Raw genomic sequence first — 21,554 nt, 5'->3', positions numbered from 1 at the left:
CATCCCACCCATCGCCGCACCTCAGGATGAGGTCGAGGAAAAGACCATCGTTCACGATCCCAAGCCTAACTCAGAGGGAGCAGGACCATGTGGTTGAAGGATACCAACCCAACAGAGCGCCGGGTCTTGGGCGCAGCCTTCGCCGGATACGGCGTCGATGCTTTCGATTACATGATCTATACCTTCCTCATCCCGACGCTGGTGATCGTGTGGGGGCTCACGAAGGTCGAGGCGGGCAACATCGCCACTGCCGCCCTCGTCACTTCCGCCATCGGCGGCTGGGCGGCGGGCATCCTCGCCGATCGCTATGGCCGCGTGGTGGTGCTTCAGGCGACCGTGGCGTGGTTCACCGTGTTCACGGTGCTCTCCGGCTTCACCCATTCCTACGAGCAACTGCTCTTCACCCGCGCCATGCAGGGCTTCGGCTTCGGCGGCGAGTGGTCGGTCGGCTCGGTGCTGATCGCGGAGACGATCCAGGCCCGCTATCGCGGCAAGGCGGTCGGGCTCGTGCAGTCGAGCTGGGCGGTCGGCTGGGCCTGCGCGGCCATCGCCTTCTGGGCGGTCTTCGCCCTCGCCGAACCGGCGCAGGCGTGGCGGATCCTGTTCTGGCTCGGCGCCGCGCCCTCACTGCTGATCTTCTGGATCCGCCGCAATATCGAGGATCCGGAGGTCTACCGGCAGACCCGCGCCGAGATGCACAAGCAAGGCGATAGCGGCAACTTCCTCGACATTTTCTCCCGCGATCTGATCGGCCGCACGGCGCTCGCGAGCCTCCTCGCGACGGGTATGCAGGGTGGCTACTATGCCGTGACCACCTGGCTGCCGACCTACCTGAAGACCGAGCGCAATCTCTCGGTGCTCAACACCAGCGGCTACCTGCTGATGCTGATCTTCGGCTCGTTCCTCGGCTACCTGACCAGCGCCTACCTCTCGGATCGCATCGGCCGCCGCAAGGGATTCATGCTGTTCGGCTTTTGCGCGGGTGTGCTGGTCCTCGCCTACACGCTGATCCCGATCACCGACACGGCGATGCTGTTCCTGGGCTTCCCGCTCGGCTTCTTCCTGTCCGGCGTGTTCTCCGGAATGGGCGCCTTCCTCAGCGAGTTGTTCCCGAGCCGGGTTCGCGGCTCGGCCCAGGGGTTCTGCTACAATTTCGGCCGGGCGACCGGCGCCGTCTGCCCGGCGCTCGTCGGGTATCTCAGCGGATCGCTGACGCTTGGCGTCGCCATCGGCGTCGTGGCGGCCTGCGCCTATTGCCTCGTGATCGTGGCGGCGCTTCTGTTGCCCGAGACGGCCGGTCGCGAACTCGACACGGATGTCGCGGCCTCGGCCGAACCCGCCCCGGCGGTGGTGGCCTGAGCAGCAGGAGAGTGACAGCGATGGCGAGCGTCGATCTCAACGCGGATCTCGGGGAAGGCTACGGCGCCTATTCCTGCGGCGATGACGGGGCGATGCTCTCCGTCGTCACCTCGGCCAACGTCGCCTGCGGCCTTCATGCGGGCGATCCCGAGATCATGGCCGCGACCTTCCGGCTGGCGAAGGAGAAGAGCGTGGCGGTGGGCGCCCATCCGGGCTTCCCCGACCTTTGGGGCTTCGGGCGACGGCGGATGCCGTTCACCCCGGCCGAGATCGAGCGACTCGTGGCCTATCAGGTCGGCGCGGCGGCGGCGCTCGCCGCCTATGCGGGTCACCGCATCACCTACGTGAAGGCCCATGGGGCGCTCGCCAACCTCGCCGCCGAGGACAGGGCTGTCGCCGATGCCATCGCGGGCGCCGTGAGGGCCGTCGACCGCAACCTCGCGCTGCTCGCCATCGCGCTGACCGCGCAGGTCCCGGCCGGGGAGGCGGCGGGCCTCGAAGTGCATCAGGAGATCTTCGCGGATCGCGGCTACACCGAGGAGGGGCAGCTCATCGCCCGCAGCCAGCCCGGCGCCCTCATCACCGATCAGGAGGAAGCAGCCGAGCGGGTCCTGACGATGGTGCGGGACGGCGCGATCCTGACCGCATCCGGCCGCAAGCTTCCCACGCCGATCCGCTCGATCTGCGTCCACGGTGACTCCGCCCACGCGGTCGGGACCGCCCGCGCCGTGCGCGCGAGGCTGGAGGGCGCGGGCGTCACGCTCGCGCCGTTCAAGCCGTGAGTGTCTCCCCCCGCATCCTCGACGCGGGCGAGGCGGCCCTGGTGGTCGAGTTCGGCACGAGCGTCGATCCCGCCATCAGTGATCGCGTGCTGGCCCTGGAAGACGCCCTCTCGGCCGACCGGCCGGACGGCATCGCGGAGACGGTGCCGACCTACCGCTCGCTGATGATCCACTACGATCCGCTGATCCTGGACCGGGATACCCTCGCCGATCGCGTCCTTTCGCTGACAGGCGGCGCGCCACAACGGGCCAGCGCCCCGGCACGCTGGATTCTGCCCTGCTGCTACGACGCTCCCCACGGGGAAGATCTCGCGGCGGTCGCGGAGCAGATAGGCCGATCCCCCGCCGACATCGCCACCCTCCACGGGCAAGCGAGCTACCGGGTCTACATGTACGGCTTCGCGCCGGGCTTCGCCTATCTCGGCGGCTTGCCCGAGGTGCTGGCAGTGCCGCGGCGGGCGAGTCCACGACCGCCACATCCGGCCAACGCGGTGATGATCGGCGGCGGGCTCGCAGCCGTGGCGACCGTGCCGATGCCGACCGGCTGGTACGTGCTCGGCGCGACACCGTGCCGACTCTACGCGCCGGAGCGTGACGAGAGCTTCTTCGTGCGCCCCGGCGACGAGATCCGGTTCGAGGCCATCGACGCCACCACCTATTCCGACCTCGCCGCGCGCGAGGCGGCGGGCGAGCGGGTCGCGCGGCAGGAGGAGGGGACGCGGTGAGCATCCTGGCGATCGAGGCCGCCGGTCCCGGCGTGACCCTTCAGGACGGCGGCAGGCGGGGCTATCTCCGCTACGGCATCACCGCCGCCGGGCCGATGGACCCGTTGATGTTTGCCACGGCGAACCGGGCCCTCGGCAACCCCCTCGACGCGACGGCGATCGAGATCTCGACCGGCGGGCTCAGCGTGAGCGCGCCCGATGGCCCCCTCGGCCTCGCCCTGGTCTCCGGGGGCTTCCGCGCTGCCCTCGACGGGGAGGCACTGCCGCCCTGCTGCGCCTTCACCCTGGAGCCGGGCCGTACCCTCACGGTGCGAGCGAGCAGCGCGGGATCCTGGGGCTATCTCGCCGTGGCGGGTCGTCTCGACGTCGCTCCTGTCCTCGGCTCGACGGCGACCCATACCCGCTCGGCCCTCGGCGGCCTCGACGGGCGGGGACTGCGCGCGGGCGACCGAATCCCGGTGGTGGATGCCCGGCAGGGGGAGGGCGCGCCGCAGCGCCTGCTCGCGCCCTGGCTCGACCGTGACCCATCACGCATCCGCGTCGTGCTCGGACCGCAGGACGATTACTTCACGCAGGATCAGATCGCAGCGTTTCTCGCAGGGCCATGGACCGTTTCGCCCCGTGGCGACCGTATGGCCTGCTTTCTCGACGGCACGCCGCTGAAACACGCCAAGGGCCATGACATCGTCTCGGACGGGGTCGCGATGGGCGCGATCCAAGTGCCGGGCAATGGCCTGCCGATTATCCTGATGGCAGACCGGCAATCGACTGGCGGCTATCCGAAGATGGCGACCGTGATCGGCCCCGATCTCGGGCGACTGGCGCAGGCGCAGGGCGGCACGCGCATCGCCTTCCAGGGGGTCTCGATCGCCGAGGCCGTCGCCGCTCGCCGGGCCGAGGCGGATGCCCTCAGGGGCGATGTTCCGCGTGAGCCGGTGCTGCGCACGGATTTCCCGGCGGAGTTCCTGCTGGGGCTGAACCTCGTGGGCGGGGTGACGGATGGGCGGGACGCTCCCCACCGGCATGGCGAGCGGAGCGAAGCCCTCCAGGGCGCCGCCACAGTCTGAGCAGACCCGCCGACCGCGGTCGCTTCGCGACGCTCGCGAAGACGAGGATCAGACACGAAAAAGGGCGCGAACCCTTTCGGATCCGCGCCCTGTTTTGGGGAGCAGAGCTCTCTTAGTACGGGCGGCCGTAGAGCGGCGAAGTCGGGTCGAGCCGGTCCACGAAGGAGAGATCGACGTTGCGCACGGCGCTCGACCGGGCGCCGATGAACGGGCCGTTGGTGATCGGGTCGGGCAGGATGCCGGCGCCGTAACGGTCGCTCGGGCCGTAGGGCGGGGTCAGCGCGTTCGAAGCCGCGATCAGGTAGGGGTTAGTGGCCGGGTTGCGCGAGCCACCAGCGCCCGGAACACCCGACGACAACGGCACGTTGCCGGCGTCGAGCCAGGAGCGCGGACGGATGCGGATCGGGAGCGGGCGGCTGACCCGGTAGACCGGACCGCTGCCGTAACCGTAGCCATCCTGCGCCTGGGCAGGCGCGGAGGAAACGGCGGAGAGGCCGGCGGCAGTGAGGGCGCCCAAAAGGGCGATCTTGAGGGAGCGCATGGCCGTCCTTCGCATAAGAGTGCCATCATTGTGGCGGCCGAAGCTTAACAGTTCGCCGCCCTTGTGGAGAAGACGTTCGAGGTCATTCTTAGTTCCTGCGTAACGGCCGCGCTTGTGCGCTTTGCCACATTCGTGCCTCAATTTTTCGTTGCCGACCTCCGCCGTTCGATCGACCCGGTTTTTCCGGCTGGATCGGCGGCTGCGCTGCCGCCGCCATCGCAGGCGCTTCGAGCCCGAGCCTGCCGAAAGAGGGCACTCGCGGTCGGGTCGGACTGATCATCGAAGTCCAGCGCGTCCAGGGTGCAGGCCAGCGACTTCGGTTCGGCGGCGCTGCCCAAGGGTCCGCAAAGAAAGCCGTCGATCCGCAGGCCCGGCTGAGCAAGGACGAAAGCCGTGCAGGCGCGGGTGAGGGCTCCCCCGGTCAACGTTGCCTCAGCAATCTCCGCCGGGCCGAACCGGGTCGCGACCACGCCGCGCGGCATAGCGCGCGACACGGACAGGGGCGCCTCGCCCCGTCCCGCCAGAGCCGCTCGCCGCGCGGTGAGCACGAACAACCCCGGTGCCCGCTCGGCGCCGATGCCGCGCGTGACCGCCAGGCGCAAAACCGGCGCCTCGATGGCAGCGAAGCTTCCGCGCCCCAGAACGTCCTCGCGCAGGCCCGATTTCGGGTCGATGCGGCCTGGCTCCACCCGCACGGGATCGATACCCGGCTCCGTGAGCCGCAGCGGTGCCGTGCCGACGATGGCCGGAATGTCAGCAGTCTTGTGCAGCACTGGCACCGCCGCGATCGAGGGCGGCCGCCGCACCGCGAAGGCGAGACCGCCGACGACGATCACGGCCGCCGCGACGCGCAGGGGCAGGCTGATCCCGAACAATCCGCGTCCGGCCCGCTCCTCCTCGCGATCGTCGATGGCTGCGATCCGCATGAAATCCTGTCCGTCCCGTGGCCCCCGGCCGGGGAAGCGTGCACGGGGCGGGGCCACCAGAGTCTTTCCGGCGGCCGCCTTTCACGGGACAGGGTGAATCGTTGCTTGATCGTGCTGCGGCGCGGCAAAGCGCCCTTGACAGGCCCGGGCCTTCCTGTGCCTTGCTGCCGCCATGGCCGTCGATGCCGACCCCCCAGTTGGTCGGGTCCACGGCCGCGCCCGTTTGCGGGCGAGACGGACCGGCGCGAACGATCCCGCCGCCGGCATGAACCCGAGGAGAGGCGCAACCCCCGGATCGTTCGGGGTTCTGGACGCGCGGAGACGAGAGATGGGTTACAAGGTCGCCGTCGTCGGTGCCACGGGCAACGTGGGCCGCGAGATGCTCGATATCCTGGCCGAGCGGGCTTTCCCCGCCGACGAGGTCGTGGCGCTGGCTTCGCGCCGCAGCCAGGGTCAGGAAGTCTCCTTCGGCGACAAGACCCTGAAGGTCAAAGCCCTCGACACCTACGATTTCTCCGACACGGACATCTGCCTGATGTCGGCGGGTGGCGAGGCCTCCAAGGAGTGGTCGCCGCGCATCGGTAGCCAAGGCTGCGTCGTGATCGATAACTCGTCGGCCTTCCGTTACGACGCCGACGTGCCGCTGATCGTGCCGGAGGTGAATGCCGACGCCATCGCGGGCTTCACCAAGCGCAACATCATCGCCAACCCGAACTGCTCCACGGCGCAGCTCGTCGTAGCCCTCAAGCCCCTGCACGAGGCCGCCACGATCAAGCGCGTCGTCGTCTCGACCTACCAGTCGGTCTCCGGCGCGGGCAAGGAAGCGATGGACGAGCTGTTTAACCAGACCCGCGCCGTCTTCACGGCGGGCGAGATCGGGCAGGGCGGCAAGTTCACCAAGCGCATCGCCTTCAACGTGATCCCGCACATCGATGTCTTCATGGAGGACGGGTACACGAAGGAAGAGTGGAAGATGGTCGCCGAGACCAAGAAGATGCTCGACCCGAAGATCAAGCTCACGGCCACCGCCGTGCGCGTGCCGGTCTTCATCGGCCATGCCGAGGCGGTGAACGTCGAGTTCGAGCGTCCGATCACGGCCGAGGAGGCCACCGAGATCCTGCGCTCGGCGCCGGGCATCCTCGTGGTCGATAAGCGCGAGAACGGCGGCTACATCACCCCGCACGAAGCGGCTGGCGAGGACGCGACCTACATCTCGCGCATCCGCGAGGACGCGACGGTCGAGAACGGCCTGAACTTCTGGTGTGTTTCCGACAACCTACGCAAGGGCGCGGCCCTCAACGCGGTGCAGATCGCCGAGGCGCTGGTGAACCGCAAGCTGCTGAAGGCCAAGCAGGCGGCGTAAGGGGCTCGCTGCGCCCTATCCCAACAAAAACTCATCCTGAGGTGCCTCGGGCGGGCACCTCAGGATGAGGGATAGTGTCGGGCGAAAGCGTTGTTCGCCCCAGTCACACCGACGGGCGTCAATGCCCGCCGAGATAAGCGGCCTTCACCGCCGGATCGTTCTTCAGCTGAGCCGCCGGGCCCTGGAACCGGATGCGGCCGTTCTCCAGCACGTAAGCGTGGTCGGCCACGCCGAGCGCCGCCATGGCGAACTGCTCCACGAGGAGCATCGTCACCTTCTCTTCCTTCAACTGGCGGATGATCCGGAAGACCTCCTCCACCAACTTCGGCGCGAGGCCCATGGAGGGCTCGTCGAGGAGGAGGATCTCCGGCTTCAGCATCAGCGCCCGGCCCATGGCCAGCATCTGCTGCTCGCCGCCCGAGAGCGTGCCGGCCAGCTGGTTGCGGCGCTCCTTGAGGCGCGGGAACAGGGCGAAGGCTCGGTCCCGATCCGCGGAGATGTCGCCCTTCGGCCGTGAGCCGGTGAGGCGCGGGAACGCGCCGAGCGTCAGATTGTCCTCGACCGTCAGCGTCGGGAATACCCGGCGCCCCTCGGGCGAATGGGCGAGCCCCTCGCGGGCGACGTCGTGGCTTTCCAGCCCGGCAATGTCCTTGCCGTTCAGGCGGATCGAGCCCGAGCGCGGCCGGATCATGCCCGACAGGGCGCGCATGGTCGTGGTCTTGCCCGCGCCGTTGGAGCCGATCAGCGTGACCACTTGGCCCTTGGGCACTTGGAAGGTCAGGCCGTGAAGCACCTCGACCAGGCCGTAGCCGGCATGGAGATCCTGAACCTCAAGCATGGGCGGTCTCCGCAGCGGTGCCGCCCATTTCGCCGGGCGCTCCGAGATAGGCTTCGATCACCTTCGGGTCCGCCTGCACCTCGCGGGCGCCGCCCTCGGCGATCTTGTGGCCGAAATCGAGGACGCTGACCCGGTCGCACAGGCCCATGACCACGTCCATATGGTGCTCGATCAGGATGACGGTGATGCCCGCATCCCGGATCTTGCGAATGATCGCCACGAGGTCGGCGATGTCAGGCGCCGTGAGGCCCGCCGCCGGCTCGTCGAGAAGCAGCAGGACCGGATCGAGGGCGAGCGCGCGACCGATCTCGAGGAGGCGCTGCTTGCCGTAGGGGAGGTTGCGCGCCTCCGTCTGCGACAGGGCACCGAGACCCATGAAGTCGAGGATGGCCATGGCACGAGCCCGCGCCTCGCGCTCCTCGCGCCGCCGCCGCGGGGTGCCGAGGATCGCATCGAACAGCGTGCCCTTGAAGGTGTGATGCAGGCCGACCAGCACGTTCTCCAGCGCGGTCATCTCGCGGAAGAGCTGCACGTTCTGGAAGGTCCGCGCCACGCCCGACAGGGCGATTTCGGAAGGCGTCCGCCCATCGAGGCGCTGCCCCCCGGCGACGGCGAGCGTCACCGAGCCCGCGGTCGGCTTATAGATGCCGGTGAGCACGTTCATCATCGTGCTCTTGCCCGAACCGTTGGGCCCGATGAGCCCGTGGATCGTGCCCGGCTTCACCGTGAGGTCGACGCCCGCCAGAGCCTTCAGGCCGCCGAACTGCATCAGCGCCTGATCGACCTTCAGCAGAGCCTCGGCCCCCGCATCGGCCCGCTGGGCGATGAGGGCCGAACCCTCGGCCGAGACGCTTCGCCCCTCCGCCGTATGGGCCGGGCGAAGCGCCGGGATCATCTGACGGAAGAAGCCGACGATGCCGTCCGGCAGGTAGTAGACCACGAACAGGATGAGCAGGCCGAACACCGTCAGACGGAAGTCGGTCACCGATTCCATGGCCATCGTGGCCGGGAAGAACAGGATGCAGAGCGCCACCGGGATGAGGATCGCGAAGCGGTTCTCACGCTTGCGCAGGAAGGCCTGCGCCCCGACGATCACGGCGACGGCCGCGATGATGCCGGCCATGATCCGCACGAGGCCGATATCGGCCAGGATGTTTGGCATCATGACGATGATCACCGAGCCGATCAGCGGCCCGGAGCGGGACTTGCGCCCGCCCATGGTGACGGCGAGCAGGAACAGCACCGTCAGCTCGAAGCTGTAGGTGTTCGGGGAGACGTAGCGCTCGGACCACGCGAACAGCGCACCGGCCAGACCGGCAAGACCGGCCGACACCACGAAGGCATAGACCTTGTAGCGGTAGACCGAGACGCCCATGCAATCGCAGGCAATGGGGGAGTCGCGCAGAGCCTCGAAGGCGCGGCCGAAGGGCGAGCGCACGACGCGGTTCACGATCACGATCGTGGCCAGGAGGCAGGCGCAGACGAGGTAGTAGAACTCGAGCTTGCGGCCCGCCGAACCCCAGGGGGCCTGCATGCCGATGAGCGAGAAATCGAGCACGCGGACCGGGGGCAGGGTGATGCCCAGCGGGCCGTTGGTGATCGGCGTCAGCTCGTTGATGAAGATCTGGATGATCGTGCCGAAGGCCAGCGTCACCATGGCGAGGTAGGGGCCGCTCACCCGGAGGGCCGGGATCGCGAGGAGCGCGCCGAAGGCCGCCGTGAGCCCAATTCCGGCGACGAGGCCGAGCCAGATGCCGATCTTGAAGTGGAAGAACAGCGCCGCCGCCGCATAGGCGCCGATGCCGAACAGCCCGGCATGGCCGAGGGAGACCTGACCGGTATAGCCGACGACGATGTCGAGCCCGAGGATCAGTATCGCGTAGATCGCGATCACGATCAGCAGGTGCACGTAATAGGTGCTCGTCACCACGTGCGGGAAGGCTGCCAGGAAGGCGACGAGCAGAAGCCCGCCGACCCAGCCGATGCCTCGGTTCAGGGAAGGGGTAGCGGCCGGCTCGGCCGCCGGGGCGAGGGCGGTGTTCGCCATGACGGTCAGACCTTCTTGATGACGGCCTTGCCGAACAGACCGACCGGCCGGATCGACAGCACGACGAGGAGGAGGATCAGGCCCGGCACGTCCTTGTAGCCGGTCGAGATGTAGAAGCCCGTCAGCGTCTCCGCGACGCCGAGGATGAGGCCGCCGACAATCACGCCGAGGCCGGATTCGAGGCCGCCGATGATCGCCACCGCGAAGGCCTTGAGCGCCAGCACCGAGCCCATGGTCGCCCCCGTGAGGGTGACCGGGGCGACCAGCACGCCCGCGAAGGCGGCGGTCATGGCGCTGATGGAGTAGGAAAGCGTGATGACGCGCTTGGTGTTGATGCCCATCAGCCCGGCGGCGTCGATGTCGTTCGAGGTGGCGACGACCGCCTTGCCCCAGATCGACTTGCGATTGAAGATTTCGACAGCGAGCATCATCAGCAGGGCGCCGACGACGATCAGCATCTCCATCGGCAGGATACGCACCCCACCGATCTCATAGGGCACGTCCGGCAGCGGCGAGGGGAAGGGCAGGTCGTCACGGCCCCACACGTTCTCGGCGACGTTCTTGAAGATGATGCCCAGCGCGATGGTGGCCATGATCCACCCGTACTCGGACTTGATCTGGATCGCCGGGCGCACCGCCAGCCGCTCCACCACGGCCCCGAGGCCGAAGCCGAAGACGAGGACAAGCGGGATCATCAACCAGTAGCCGGTGAACGGCACGAGGGTCAGGCCGAACAGCGCGCCGACCGCCAAGGCCTCGCCCTGTCCGAAATTCAGGGTCTTCGACGTGGCGAAGGTAAGCTGATAGCCGAACGCGATGGCGGCATAGATCATGCCGACTGCGACGCCCGAAGACACAAGTTGCAGAAAGATTGTCATGGCAGGCGCGGTACCCGTTCGATCATGGCCGGAAGTCGCGGGTGTGGTTGGGGCGGATCCTATCCGCCAAGCCTCGCCGTCATTGCGAGCGAAGCGAAGCAATCCAGGGCAGCGGGACGATCCGAAACCTTGGCGCGTCCCTGGATTGCTTCGCTTCGCTCGCAATGACGAGAGAAAAAGAGCGTACCTCGTGCACAGCCCGAGGTACGCCGACTAGCGCAATCAGTTCGAAGACTTTTCCTTCACGCGGACGGTGGATGCATTCTTGGCATCCTCCGGGTTCGCGTAGATAATCTTGCCGTCCTGCACCTTGCCGAACACGACCATGTTCCGCGAGATCGCGTTGTGGTCCTTGGCGTTGAACGGGTGGTCATAGGTCGTCACCACGCCCTCGACCTTGGTGTTCAGGTTCTCGAGGGCTTCGCGGATCTTCGGTCCGTCGGTGCCGCCCGCCTGCTTGATCGCGGCGGCGATCAGGTAGATCGAGTCATAGCCCTGCGCGCCGGCCACCGGGGTCGGGATCTTCGTCACGCCGTAGGTCTTGTAGTAATCGTCGAGGAACGAAGCGCGCTTCGGAACCGACTTATCCTCGATGAAGGTCTGCGGCATGATCACGCCGTTGCCGTTGGTGCCGGCGATATCGAGGAAGCTCTGCATCGAGGCGGGCCACGACGCGATCATCGGAACCTTCCAGCCGAGCTTGGCCATGCCGTTGGTGATCTGCGCCAGCTCTGGGCCGATCCCGTAGGCGAGGATCACCTCGGCTCCGGCCTCTTTGGCCTTCAACAGCTGGGCCGTCATATCGACGTCCTTGATGTTGAACTTCTCGACGGCGACCGCCTTCATCTTCTTGGCAGCAAGCTGCTTCTCGATGTCCTCACGGCCGAGCTGGCCGTAATTGGTCGAGTCCGCGAGCACGGCGATCTTCTTGAAGCCCTGACGCACGGCCTCGTCGACCATCATACCGGCCTGGAGGACGTCGTAGGCCGAGTTCCGGAAGACGTAGTTGTTGTCGTAATCCGGAGCCTTGAACTGCTCGGTGATGATCGTGCCGGTGGCGACGTTGTTGAACACCGGGATTTCGGCTTCCTGGTAGAAGCGCTGGGCCGCAAGAGCGACGCCGGTATTGATGAAGCCGACGGTGGCGACGACCTTTTCCTTGTTGATGAGCTCCTGCGCGACCTGCGCGCCGACCTCGTTCTTGGCCTCGTCGTCACGCTCGACGAGCTGGATCTGGCGACCCAGGACACCGCCGTTCTTGTTGATTTCGGCGGCGGCGAGCTTGGCGCCATCACGCATCGAGACGCCCATGGAAGAGGAGCCGCCGGTGTAAGGCCCGGTCAGGCCGATCTTGATCGGGTCTGCGGCGAAGGAGGGGGCGACGCCAAGGGCAGTCGCACAAAGCAGCGCGCCGACGAGGGCGCGTTTGGTCACGATCATCGTTTCCTCTCCCATGCCCGGACGGCGCCCGCGCTATCCCGGCGTTACGGCTCTTCGAGTTCTGGAGTCGCAAGCCGCTCGCGATACCGGCCTCTTGATGGGCCTGGTGGTCACTGATCGGCGACCGCGCGCCATGCCCTTCGCCGGGGCAACTTCCGTGCGGTAACGCACTCTTGAAGGCAACAGCGCTATAACGTCAAGGTCCGGGAGAGAGATCTGCGTAATGGATGCAATCGGATCCCAAGGGATGTTTGCACCCCCTCAGGATCCGGTTGGTATTTGCTATGCCATGCCAAGTGCCTGGAGGTACAACTCCAGGATCGCTTCCTGTTCCTGGCGCTCGCTGTGATCCTGTTTGCGGATACGCAGAATGGTGCGAACGGCCTTTGCATCGAAGCCACGGCCCTTCAGTTCGGCGAACACCTCCTTGATGTCGCCCATGATGCCGGCCTTCTCCTCTTCGAGGCGCTCGAGGCGCTCGATGAACTGCTTCAGTTCGTCGGCGGCCACGCCTTCGGCGGAGGAGACATCGCCGGAGGCGGGCATGCCCGGCCGGGGCATCGAATGCGCGTTCATGAAGGACTCCGCTTCTGCGCCGGAACGGGCGCCATGGACCCGCTGGTTAAGCGGTCAAGCTTACCCGATCCTTATAGCCCGGCACCGTCCCTGAGTCCCGTTCAGTGGCTGCCGTCGCGCTTGGCGAAGGCCCCGGACTGAGCCGGGCTGGCCTCGGTCTGGTGCCGCTCTTTCCACGTCTCGTAGGGCATGCCGTAGACCGCCTCGCGGCTCTCGTCCTTGGTCATGGGAAGCCCCTTGGCTTCGGCCGCATCCTTGAGCCAGTTCGACAGGCAGTTCCGGCAGAAGCCCGCGAGGTTCATCAGGTCGATGTTCTGCACGTCGGTGCGGTTCTGCAGATGCGCCACGAGCCGCCGGAATACGGCCGCCTCGAGCTCGGTCTGCGTCGCGGGGTCGATCTCGGCCATCGTCTCGTCCTTCGGGTGTCGGTTCAGGCAGCGATGAGCGGCGCGAGGATACGGGCGAACCTGTCGGCCCATTCTCGCTGCCCGTTCTCGCCCGCGATGAGATCCTGGCGAATCTCCACGAGGGCGTTGGGCAGGCCGCGCACCGTGGCATGCCGGTCGATCGTGTCGCCGGGTAGCCCGCCGCCATAGGGGTCGTTGTCGCCGACGATGAGCCCCGCCGGGTCGGCCTGCAAGGCCTCGATCAGCGGACGGGCGAGGCGGTCGTCGCGATCGTACAGGATGCCGACATGCCAGGGCCGGGGAACGCCGCGCCAATAGGGCGTGAAGCTGTGGATGGTCACGAGGAACGGCATCCGGCCCGCGCGCTCCGCCGCCGCCAGGGCAGCCGCGATGCCCGCATCGAAGGGCTCGTAGAACCGGGCGATCCGCGCCGCCTTGCCCGCCTCGTCGATCCGGGCGTTGCCCGGCACCACGGCACCGTCCGAGAGGCGCATCACCAGGGTCGGATCGGCACGCCCGCGATTCGGGTCGATGATCAGGCGCGAGAAGTTCGTGAGAATGGCGGGCGCGTTCAAAGCCTGCGCCAGCGTCCGCGTCACGGCGGCGGCGCCGATATCGTAGGCGATGTGGCGGGAGAACTCCTCCGGCGCGACGCCCAGCACAATATCGGGCGGCACGAAGTTCGAGGCGTGGTCGCAGGCGAGAACCAGCCCGCAGGCGGGATCGCCGGGGATGATCTCGCAGGGATGCGGGGGCGTGTCAGGCTCCGGGCGGATCACGCAAAACTCGCTGGCCGGGATGGGAAGGACGGGAAGTGCGGCGGAATGCACGGGCGGCACGCTTGCCGTCGCGCTACGGCTCGGGCACAGCACCTATCAAGGATCGTGCGCTCACGGCAAGGAACGGGCCCGCCGCCTCGAAAGGGGCGGGGATCGCACGGCCGGTTCGGGTCCTCCCGGCCAGGGAGCCCCACGCGAACAAGAACTGCGCGCCGCCCCGTCGGGTCACGGTGCCGAGGGAGCCCGTTGAACGCCATGTCGCAATCCGCCACCCCGTCTTCCGCCGCCGAGACCGACGTCCAGGCGCAGCGCGCCCATCTCGACGCCTTCCTGACCGCCGCGATCCGCGCCGCCCATCCGGATCTGTGCCTTCCGGCCCACCTTCCTCCGCCGTCCCCGGGCCGCCTCATCATCCTTGCGGCGGGCAAGGCGGCGGGCAGCATGAGCGCGGTGGCGAGCCGCTTCTACCGGCAGGAACACGGGCTCGGCGACGATCGCATCGTCGGCCTGGCCGTGGCGCGCCATGGCTACGGCCAGGAGGCGCCCGGCATCCGCATGGTCGAAGCGGGCCACCCGGTCCCGGACCAGGCGGGTATCGACGCGACCGAGGAAGTCCTGCGACTGGCCGAAGCGGCCGGACCGGAGGACGAGGTGCTGGTGCTCCTGTCCGGTGGCGGCTCGGCCAACTGGATCGCCCCGGCCGGGGATCTGACGCTCGCCGAGAAGCAGGGGATCACCCGCGCGATCCTGCGCTCCGGCGCGCCGATCGGCGAGTTCAACACGGTGCGCAAGCATATCTCACGGATCAAGGGCGGGCGCCTTGCTCGCGCCGCGCGCAACGCCCGCTCGGTCCTGACGCTCGCGATTTCGGACGTGCCGTTCGATGATCCGGCGGTGATCGCCTCCGGCCCGACCGTGCCCGATCCCTCGACGCTGGCCGATGCCCGCGAGATCTGCCAGCGCCGGAACATCCCGCTGCCGGAGGCGGCCCAGCGGCTCCTGAACGATCCGAACAACGAATCGCCCAAGCCCGGCGATCCGCTCTTCGCCAACAGCAGCTACCGCATCATCGCCCGGCCGCAGGATGCGCTCGATGCCGCCGCCGCTGCCGCGAAGGCCGCCGGCTACGAGCCGGTGATGCTGGGCTCCGACCTCGAAGGGGAAGCCCGTGAGGTCGCCACCGCCCACGCCGCCGAGGCGAAGCGCTACCAGGCGGAAGGCCGCCGCGTCGCGCTGATTTCCGGCGGCGAACTGACGGTGACGATCCGGGGCGAGGGCCATGGCGGCCCCAATCAGGAATATGCGCTGGCGCTCGCCCTCGCGCTCGACGGCACGCCCGGCATCAGCGGCATCAGCGCCGACACGGACGGCACCGATGGCGGGCGCGGCCTCGCCACCGATCCGGCGGGCGGCCTCATCGATCCGACGACGCTGGCCCGCGCCCGTGCGGCTGGCCTCGATCCGGCCGCGATGCTTGAGCAGAACGACTCCACTGCGTTCTTCGCCGCCATCGGCGACTTGGTGAATCCCGGCCCCACCTGCACGAATGTCAACGACTGCCGCATCATCCTCGTCGGCTGACCACCTGCGAGGCCGTTCACTCCCCCACGCGCTGCCTGCGTTGCTCCTCAGGATGAGGGCGTGCCTGGGATCGGCGGGGCTGCTCGTGGCCTTCGTGCTGGGCACGGGACCAGCCCGCGCTGACCTTCGGCTCTGCAACCAGACCGAGAGCAAGGTCGGCGTGTCGCTGGGCTACCGCGACACGCAGGGCTGGGTGACCGAGGGCTGGTGGGAGTTGAAGCCCAAGGGCTGCGAGACGCTTCTCTCCGGCTCCCTGGCCGCCCGGTTCTATTACGTCTTCGCCGTGGACTACACGCGCGGTGGCGAGTGGGGCGGGCGGTCGCTGATGTGCACCCGCGACGCGGAGTTCACGATCCGCGGAATCGAGGATTGCCTCGCCCGCGGCTTCGACCGGAACGGCTTCTTCGAAGTCGATACCGGCGAGCAGAAGAACTGGACGATCCAGCTTACCGAACCGGAGCGCGCTCCGGCCGCCGCCAAGCCCTGAGGCTCAAGCCGCTGGGTCGATCCGGTAGTGGATCGGCTTGAAGCTGCCGTTGTTCGATTGCAACGCCGAGCACGCAGTGAGACCGATGATCAGGTCGGTCTCGGCCACGAACACGATCCGGTCGCCCGCCCGGCTGAGGGGCGGCTCGACGGTGATCGCGCCGGTCTGGCTATCGACAGGCACGTTCATGAAGCAGTTGAATGCCACCGGGATGCGATCCGGCGCGATCCCATAGGGTTCGAGCGCCGCCGCGAGGTTGCCGAAGCAGCCCCGATGCGGATTCACATCGCCGTAGATGATGCGGAACGTGTCCGCCGAGCAGGGCGTCAGCAGAAAATCGTGGCGGCCCACCGTGTCCTCGATGATGCGCAGCATCACGTTCGAGCGGTTGGAGTAGAGCGGGTCGCCCGTGGTCAGGTAGATCCGGCTGGCATAATCGAGGGTCCGGCCGGACGAGATCACCTCGTCCGTATCGTTTCGGTTGTAGGCTACGAGGTCCGCGACCTGCTCTCCGCGGGGGTCGATCACCGTCAGCCTCTCGCCCTGGCTCAGAGTGAAGGCCGTCCCCGATCTCGGGGGTATCTCGATCGTCTTGTCCACAGATTCGCGTCTCCCGCTCGGCTCCATCATCTGGGTCAGATCAGGGGGAGGTCGAACGGGTGGATCGGCTCCCGCAGACGCGCGGCCTCTGTCGGGTCCGCTTCACGGCGGGGTGTGAAGGGACAGCGCCAGTCCGGCCCCACCTGCCGCCCGCTATATTGCCGGGCCTCGGACGCCTCGCCATGGCGGGACAGCATCGGGTTCGTGCTGCCCGCGAGCGCCTCGTCACGCTGAAGGATCGAGGATCGCAACTTCTCGTAGCGTCCCTCCGCGCGTAGCCGCTCGAACTGCGCGTGCAGGTTGAACACCATGACCGGCGAGGGGAAGCGACGCGCCGGTCGACTCGCCCCCGGATGCAGACCGACCACGAAAAAGGCCTCGCCGCCGAAGCTCAAGGAGAAGTGCGGGTTATCGGGATCGGCGGCGACGCGCCCGTCATAGGGTTGGCCAAGCCAGGAATCCTTGTCCGAAAGCGATTGCGCGCGCGCCCATAAGCTTGCCTCAAAAGTTTCTTCGGAGATCGCTCCGGGTCCCTCGAAGACCACCGCGAAGCTCTGGAACAGGTCAGGCGCTTCGCGATAGCTGGCAATGAAAGACAGAAGAGCCGGATAGATCCGCATGTCATCCCAGCCGGATGTGATATCGCGGGCCACGACGATCCTTAACCGTCCCCGTGAGAGGGCCGATTTCGCGCCGACGCAGGGAAAGGGTGGATCTTGGATGAACTCTCGAAATGCATGAGCACTCGGGTGCTCACGGTCGTCACGCGGTAGTTTCATTTTAGCTCTGCTGCTCGATTACTCAATCACGCACAAGCCGAAGGCAGCATCAGCCCGGCTTTCCGCCAACCTCACGCAGGCAGCAGCGTTCCTGGCTGCGACACAAGGTTTTGAGGATGAGGATCGGCGCCTGTGCAAACGCTGGCTTGACGTCACGTCGCGCCGGATGCTCAGACCGCCGCAACGGACCATGCCACCAAGGGTGGCGCACACGAGTCCCGGAGGGCCGCCACCTTGAAACGTTCCCGTCGCACCAAGATCGTCGCGACCCTCGGCCCCGCTTCCGACACGCCGGAAATGATCGCGCGTCTGTTCCGTGCCGGAGCCGACGTCTTCCGGCTCAACATGAGTCACCTCTCGCGGGAACAGCTGCCCGAGAAGGTCGAGGTGATCCGCACCATCGAGCGCGAGGCCAAGCGGCCCATCGGCATCCTGGTGGATCTTCAGGGCCCGAAGCTGCGCCTCGGCATCTTCGCCGAAGGCGCCGTCATGCTGGAGAAGGGCGCGACCTTCGTTCTGGACGGAGACACCACGCCCGGCGACGTGACGCGCTGCCACCTGCCGCACCCCGAGATCCTGGAGGCGCTGGAGCCGGGCCACGCCATCCTGCTCGATGACGGCAAGCTGCGCCTGTCCGTGGTCGAGACCACCGGCGACCGTGCCGTGACGCGGGTAGAGGTTGGCGGGCGCATCTCGAACAAGAAGGGCGTGTCCCTGCCGCACACGGTGCTGCCGGTGCCCGCCATGACCGAGAAGGACCGCTCGGATCTCGAAGCCGGACTGAATGCCGGAGCGGATTGGATCGCAGTGTCCTTCGTCCAGCGGCCTGAGGACGTGGCCGAGGTGAAGAAGGTCTGTGCCGGGCGCGCCCTGGTGATGGCCAAGATCGAGAAGCCGCAGGCCCTGGCCCGCCTCGATGAGATCGTTGAGGTGTCGGACGGCCTGATGGTCGCCCGTGGCGACCTCGGCGTCGAGATGCCGTTGGAGCAGGTGCCGGGCGTGCAGAAGCGCCTGACCCGCAGCGCGCGGCGTTCCGGCAAGCCGGTCGTCGTCGCGACGCAGATGCTCGAATCAATGATCACCGCCCCGGTGCCGACCCGCGCCGAGGTGTCGGATGTCGCCACCGCCGTCTACGAGGGCGCCGATGCAGTGATGCTCTCCGCCGAGAGCGCGGCGGGCGCCTATCCCGTGGATGCCGTCTCGACGATGAGCCGGATCGCCGAACAGGTGGAGCGTGACGCGCTCTACTGGTCGATCATCCGCGCGCAGAAGGACACGCCGGACCAGACCGCCGCCGATGCCATCGCGGCGGCCGCGCACCAGATGGTCGATGCCCTCGATCTGGATGCGGTCATGGCCTGGACCCATTCCGGTTCGACGGTCCTGCGGCTCACCCGCGAGCGCCCGAACGCCTCGGTCATCGCCCTCACGCCCAAGCGCGAGACGGCGCGGCGGCTCGCCATGGCCTGGGGCGTCCACCCGATCGTCACCAAGGATGCGAGCGACGTGGACGACATGGCCTTCCGCGCCGCCAAATTCGCCGTGCGCGAGCAATTCGCGGCCGTGGGTGATCGCATCATCGTGGTCGCGGGTCTGCCCTTCGGCACCCCCGGCGCGACGAACCTCGTGCGTCTCACCTTCATCACCCGGGAGCATGCCGAGAAGGCGTGAGCCTTCCCGTCAGGGGGTGGCGGCCGGAACCGCCTTGGCCCTGATGGCGGCCTCCAGATCCGATACCGCGCCTGCGACAGCCTCCGGCGCGGTATAGTGGATCATGTGCCCGGCGCCCGGCAGCAGGACGAGCCGTGCGCCCGGGATCACCCGCGACAGCGGCACGGCATGGATATCCGGCCTCACGATCGGATCGGCCACGCCGGAGACGATGGCCGTCGGCAGGCGGAGGGTGCCGTAGCGAGGGCTCAAGGACGTCAGCGCCTGCGGCAGGCCGACGAGATCCTGCACGTTCGCGAGCAGCGTTCCGGGCCGGAGCACCAGGGCCGCGCGGGAGGTCTCGATATAGCCGGGCACCGGCTCCTCGGGCTTGAACACCCGGCGCCCGGCCTCCCCGAGATAGGCGAGGGCGACGGGCGGCCCCACCGTTCGGCTGAGAACCCACAGGATTGGCGGCTTGAGGGCGAGGCGCCAGTACCAGGGCAGGCTGATCGGGCCGGGCATCGGCATCGCCACAGGCGCCGCGAGAACGAGGCCCGAGACGCGAGCCGGATGGTCGAGGGCCAGCGCCAAGGCGAGCGCGCCCGCCCAGGAATGGCCGAGCACGATGGCCGGGCCGACCTTCATGGCATCGAGCGCGTCTGCGATCAGGCGAGCCTGCGCGGCGGGCGAGGCATCGGCCCCGCCGCCGGGACGGTCGCTCCAGCCGAAGCCCGGCCGGTCGAAAGCCACGACGCGAAAGCCACGGGCCGCCAGAAGATGGCCGATGCCTCCCATCGGATCGGCGGAATTGGCTGAGGCACCGTGCAGCAGCACCACCGGCGGCCCGTCGGCGGGCCCCTCCTGCATCGTCGCGAGACGCCCGCCCGGCACGTTCACGAAGGGGCCGGCGGGCGGATAGAGGGCACCGACTCGCAACGCGATGACGAGGCTCGCCATCGCGCCCAGAGCCAAGACAAGACCCGCCAGAGCGAAGGGCAGGGCGAGCAGCACGAGAAGGACGGCCAAGACGCGCGACATCACGCTTGGGCCGCGTCGGCGAGAGAGGGCGTCACAGGTCGCGGCCGTCGACCTCGGGGGCGAGACGGTCCACCGCCTCGCGGAGCTTGTCCATCGTCGGATAGAGCGTCAGGGCCCGGCGATAGGCGGCGAGCGCCCGCGATTTGTCTTCCATCGATTCGTAAATCTTGCCGAGGGCCGACCACGCCTCGAAATGGCGCGGCTCCAGCACCAGCGCGCGCTGAAGGTCGGAGACCGCCTCACCCTTGTCGGAGAGGAGCCAGAACACCGTCGCACGGCGGTTCCACCCTTCCGACCACGTCGGCTCGAGGGCGGTGGCGCGGTCCATCAATTCGGCGGCAAGCGCGAAGTCGTGGCCGGTCATGGCCTGCCGTGCCCGGTCCGTGAGGAGATCGACCGTGGCGCTGCCGGATCGGTCGAGGCGCTGCTCGATCAGCTTGGCGACCCCCTTGGCTTCGGCCGGATCCTCGCTGGCCTTCAGCCGGGCGAAGAGATCATCGAGGCTCGGAGGCTTCGGAGCGGGCTTGGCCGCCTGCTTCTCAGGCGCGGACCGGTTGCCGCCCAGACGCGCCCCGGTGTCCGGCGGTGCCGCGGCAGCGGGGCCGGCCAGGAGCAGGGCGGCGAGAAGGAGTGGAAAGGTGTTCGGGCGCGGCATGAACGATAAGCTGCGGCGGGTGGGCCGCCACGTCAACGCGCTCTCGTGCCGCGCGCTCCACGCGCGAAAGCCGCGCCCTTACGGACGCGGCTTTGCAAAATCGTCGGCAACACCACACCCGGCCTGAACCGGGCGGCGCAGTCTCAGCCCTGGCGAGCCTTGAAGCGCTTCTGGGTCTTGTTGATGATGTAGACACGGCCCTTGCGGCGCACGAGCTGGTTGTCGCGGTGGCGGCCGAGCAGGGACTTGAGCGAGTTGCGGATCTTCATGGGTCTCTCGGCCCGCGAGGGGCCGTCCAGGAACGGGGTTCGTCGAAAACGTCCGGCCGGTCTCGGGACGCGCACGGCGCGCCCGGCGATGACGGCACAGGCATCGCGGGATGGGCGCCGCCATATCAGGATTCGTGCCGCCGAGGCAAGCCTTCGCGGCCCTTCCTGTCGCACTTGTCTCTCGAGATGGCCGCTAGGCCCGCGCGTAGGTTCCGATCAGACCGCCCTTGGCGAGGACCTTGCCTTCCATGGCCTCCACCAGAGCCTCGCGGCCGGATCCGGCTTCGAGGTCGAGGCGCTGCGACAGGGCGTAGACCTGGAACAGATACTCGTGGTCGCCATGGCCGGTCGGCGGATCGGGCGGGAGCCAGCCGGACTTGAGGAAGCTGTTCTTGCCCACGATCGGGCCGGATGGCCTGTCGCCCGTCGCGGCGCCCTCGATCAGCCGCGCGGCCGGATCGAGGTTCCAGGCGAGGAGATGGACCAGCGGGCGCGGCGTCGGGCTTCCCGCATCCTCCACGATGAGGGCAACGGAGGCGGTACCGGGGGGCAGGCCGTCCCAGGCGAGGGGCGGGGACAATGCCTCGCCATCGGCGGTGAAGCGCGAGGGGAGGGCACTCCGATCGGAGAAGGCATCGCTCGCCACCCGGATGACATCGGGAACGGTGGAAAAGCCGGCGTGGTAGGTCGTCCCGTCGAGACCGGCCTTCAGACCCGACAGGGCCTCGCCCAGCACGCGGGGCATCTTCTCAAGCATCGGGGGC

The 21,554-nt window shown here is 68.1% G+C and carries 23 protein-coding genes; 8 read left to right on the top strand and 15 right to left on the bottom strand.

Going from position 1 to position 21,554, the window contains the following annotated elements; genetic code table 11:
• Nucleotides 1-87: 87 nt before the first annotated feature.
• Genes J4O73_RS15870 through J4O73_RS15855 form a run of 4 tightly spaced genes read left to right on the top strand, consistent with a single transcriptional unit; the run spans nucleotide 88 to nucleotide 3,933 of the window.
• The gene (locus J4O73_RS15870) at nucleotides 88-1,359 is read left to right on the top strand and encodes an MFS transporter (RefSeq protein WP_426218818.1); all 1,272 of its coding nucleotides are present in this window, start codon (nucleotides 88-90) and stop codon (nucleotides 1,357-1,359) included.
• Between the two features lie 20 nt (nucleotides 1,360-1,379).
• A complete protein-coding gene (locus tag J4O73_RS15865) occupies nucleotides 1,380-2,141 on the top strand; it encodes a LamB/YcsF family protein (RefSeq protein WP_426218817.1) in 762 nt (253 codons plus the stop codon).
• Nucleotides 2,138-2,866: a 5-oxoprolinase subunit B family protein gene (locus tag J4O73_RS15860; protein ID WP_426218815.1), complete on the top strand. Its 729-nt coding sequence runs from the start codon at nucleotides 2,138-2,140 to the stop codon at nucleotides 2,864-2,866. Before J4O73_RS15865 ends, J4O73_RS15860 begins: the two co-directional genes overlap by 4 nt.
• Nucleotides 2,863-3,933, top strand: a complete 1,071-nt coding sequence (locus J4O73_RS15855; RefSeq protein ID WP_426218813.1) for a biotin-dependent carboxyltransferase family protein — start codon at nucleotides 2,863-2,865, stop codon at nucleotides 3,931-3,933. The genes J4O73_RS15860 and J4O73_RS15855 overlap by 4 nt, the downstream gene beginning before the upstream one ends.
• A 112-nt stretch (nucleotides 3,934-4,045) precedes the next feature.
• Here J4O73_RS15855 and J4O73_RS15850 read toward each other — a convergent pair whose 3' ends face one another.
• Both J4O73_RS15850 and J4O73_RS15845 read right to left on the bottom strand, forming a co-directional pair.
• Nucleotides 4,046-4,474 carry a hypothetical protein gene (locus J4O73_RS15850; RefSeq protein ID WP_378971480.1) on the bottom strand — a complete coding sequence of 143 codons (429 nt, stop codon included), beginning with the start codon at nucleotides 4,472-4,474 and terminating at the stop codon, nucleotides 4,046-4,048.
• 137 nt (nucleotides 4,475-4,611) lie between these two features.
• Nucleotides 4,612-5,457, bottom strand: a complete 846-nt coding sequence (locus tag J4O73_RS15845) for a hypothetical protein (RefSeq protein ID WP_426218811.1) — start codon at nucleotides 5,455-5,457, stop codon at nucleotides 4,612-4,614.
• Between the two features lie 271 nt (nucleotides 5,458-5,728).
• Here J4O73_RS15845 and J4O73_RS15840 point away from each other — a divergent pair, with 271 nt between their 5' ends.
• Nucleotides 5,729-6,763 (top strand): aspartate-semialdehyde dehydrogenase, encoded by a 1,035-nt coding sequence (locus J4O73_RS15840; RefSeq protein ID WP_426218809.1) that lies wholly within the window; start codon nucleotides 5,729-5,731, stop codon nucleotides 6,761-6,763.
• 118 nt (nucleotides 6,764-6,881) lie between these two features.
• Here the strand turns inward: J4O73_RS15840 and J4O73_RS15835 are convergent, their stop codons facing one another.
• From J4O73_RS15835 to J4O73_RS15805, 7 genes are all read right to left on the bottom strand, one after another.
• Nucleotides 6,882-7,601, bottom strand: a complete 720-nt coding sequence (locus J4O73_RS15835) for an ABC transporter ATP-binding protein (RefSeq protein WP_426218807.1) — start codon at nucleotides 7,599-7,601, stop codon at nucleotides 6,882-6,884.
• Nucleotides 7,594-9,648 (bottom strand): ABC transporter permease subunit, encoded by a 2,055-nt coding sequence (locus tag J4O73_RS15830; protein ID WP_426218806.1) that lies wholly within the window; start codon nucleotides 9,646-9,648, stop codon nucleotides 7,594-7,596. The genes J4O73_RS15835 and J4O73_RS15830 overlap by 8 nt, the downstream gene beginning before the upstream one ends.
• Before the next feature lie 5 nt (nucleotides 9,649-9,653).
• Complete coding sequence (locus J4O73_RS15825; protein WP_426218805.1) at nucleotides 9,654-10,526, bottom strand: branched-chain amino acid ABC transporter permease; 873 nt, start codon at nucleotides 10,524-10,526, stop codon at nucleotides 9,654-9,656.
• A gap of 222 nt (nucleotides 10,527-10,748) precedes the next feature.
• Complete coding sequence (locus J4O73_RS15820) at nucleotides 10,749-11,966, bottom strand: ABC transporter substrate-binding protein (protein ID WP_426218803.1); 1,218 nt, start codon at nucleotides 11,964-11,966, stop codon at nucleotides 10,749-10,751.
• A gap of 282 nt (nucleotides 11,967-12,248) precedes the next feature.
• Nucleotides 12,249-12,512, bottom strand: coding sequence for a DUF2312 domain-containing protein (locus tag J4O73_RS15815; protein ID WP_378975512.1), 264 nt, complete (start codon nucleotides 12,510-12,512; stop codon nucleotides 12,249-12,251).
• 131 nt (nucleotides 12,513-12,643) lie between these two features.
• A complete protein-coding gene (locus tag J4O73_RS15810; protein WP_426218801.1) occupies nucleotides 12,644-12,949 on the bottom strand; it encodes a DUF1244 domain-containing protein in 306 nt (101 codons plus the stop codon).
• A gap of 23 nt (nucleotides 12,950-12,972) precedes the next feature.
• The gene (locus J4O73_RS15805) at nucleotides 12,973-13,728 is read right to left on the bottom strand and encodes an N-formylglutamate amidohydrolase (RefSeq protein ID WP_426218800.1); all 756 of its coding nucleotides are present in this window, start codon (nucleotides 13,726-13,728) and stop codon (nucleotides 12,973-12,975) included.
• Between the two features lie 255 nt (nucleotides 13,729-13,983).
• On the opposite strand from J4O73_RS15805, the gene J4O73_RS15800 reads away from it, so the two are divergent.
• Complete coding sequence (locus J4O73_RS15800) at nucleotides 13,984-15,309, top strand: glycerate kinase type-2 family protein (RefSeq protein ID WP_426218799.1); 1,326 nt, start codon at nucleotides 13,984-13,986, stop codon at nucleotides 15,307-15,309.
• 52 nt (nucleotides 15,310-15,361) lie between these two features.
• Nucleotides 15,362-15,796 (top strand): DUF1036 domain-containing protein, encoded by a 435-nt coding sequence (locus J4O73_RS15795; RefSeq protein ID WP_426218798.1) that lies wholly within the window; start codon nucleotides 15,362-15,364, stop codon nucleotides 15,794-15,796.
• A gap of 3 nt (nucleotides 15,797-15,799) precedes the next feature.
• On the opposite strand, the gene J4O73_RS15790 is transcribed toward J4O73_RS15795, so the two are convergent.
• Complete coding sequence (locus J4O73_RS15790; protein WP_426218796.1) at nucleotides 15,800-16,396, bottom strand: DUF1989 domain-containing protein; 597 nt, start codon at nucleotides 16,394-16,396, stop codon at nucleotides 15,800-15,802.
• Between the two features lie 35 nt (nucleotides 16,397-16,431).
• On the bottom strand, nucleotides 16,432-17,175 hold the full coding sequence (gene gntA / locus J4O73_RS15785; protein ID WP_426218795.1) for a guanitoxin biosynthesis heme-dependent pre-guanitoxin N-hydroxylase GntA: 744 nt from the start codon (nucleotides 17,173-17,175) through the stop codon (nucleotides 16,432-16,434).
• A gap of 234 nt (nucleotides 17,176-17,409) precedes the next feature.
• Between gntA and pyk the strand changes: the two genes are divergently transcribed.
• Nucleotides 17,410-18,846 (top strand): pyruvate kinase, encoded by a 1,437-nt coding sequence (gene pyk / locus J4O73_RS15780; protein ID WP_426218793.1) that lies wholly within the window; start codon nucleotides 17,410-17,412, stop codon nucleotides 18,844-18,846.
• Between the two features lie 9 nt (nucleotides 18,847-18,855).
• Here the strand turns inward: pyk and J4O73_RS15775 are convergent, their stop codons facing one another.
• The 4 genes from J4O73_RS15775 to J4O73_RS15760 form a co-directional block, all read right to left on the bottom strand.
• Entirely contained in the window at nucleotides 18,856-19,866 is a 1,011-nt protein-coding gene (locus J4O73_RS15775) for an alpha/beta fold hydrolase (protein WP_426218791.1), read from the bottom strand.
• Nucleotides 19,867-19,897: 31 nt separating this feature from the next.
• Nucleotides 19,898-20,521 carry a tetratricopeptide repeat protein gene (locus tag J4O73_RS15770; protein WP_426218789.1) on the bottom strand — a complete coding sequence of 208 codons (624 nt, stop codon included), beginning with the start codon at nucleotides 20,519-20,521 and terminating at the stop codon, nucleotides 19,898-19,900.
• A 143-nt stretch (nucleotides 20,522-20,664) separates the two neighbouring features.
• Complete coding sequence (gene ykgO / locus J4O73_RS15765; RefSeq protein ID WP_238207227.1) at nucleotides 20,665-20,790, bottom strand: type B 50S ribosomal protein L36; 126 nt, start codon at nucleotides 20,788-20,790, stop codon at nucleotides 20,665-20,667.
• A gap of 193 nt (nucleotides 20,791-20,983) precedes the next feature.
• Nucleotides 20,984-21,547 carry a YbhB/YbcL family Raf kinase inhibitor-like protein gene (locus J4O73_RS15760; RefSeq protein WP_426218787.1) on the bottom strand — a complete coding sequence of 188 codons (564 nt, stop codon included), beginning with the start codon at nucleotides 21,545-21,547 and terminating at the stop codon, nucleotides 20,984-20,986.
• Nucleotides 21,548-21,554: the final 7 nt, after the last annotated feature.

Source organism: Methylobacterium sp. NFXW15 (genome assembly GCF_049887755.1).
In the GTDB taxonomy this organism is placed as follows: domain Bacteria; phylum Pseudomonadota; class Alphaproteobacteria; order Rhizobiales; family Beijerinckiaceae; genus Methylobacterium.
Note: the sequence above shows the minus strand (reverse complement) of the source record. Positions and strands in the feature narration are given on the sequence as shown.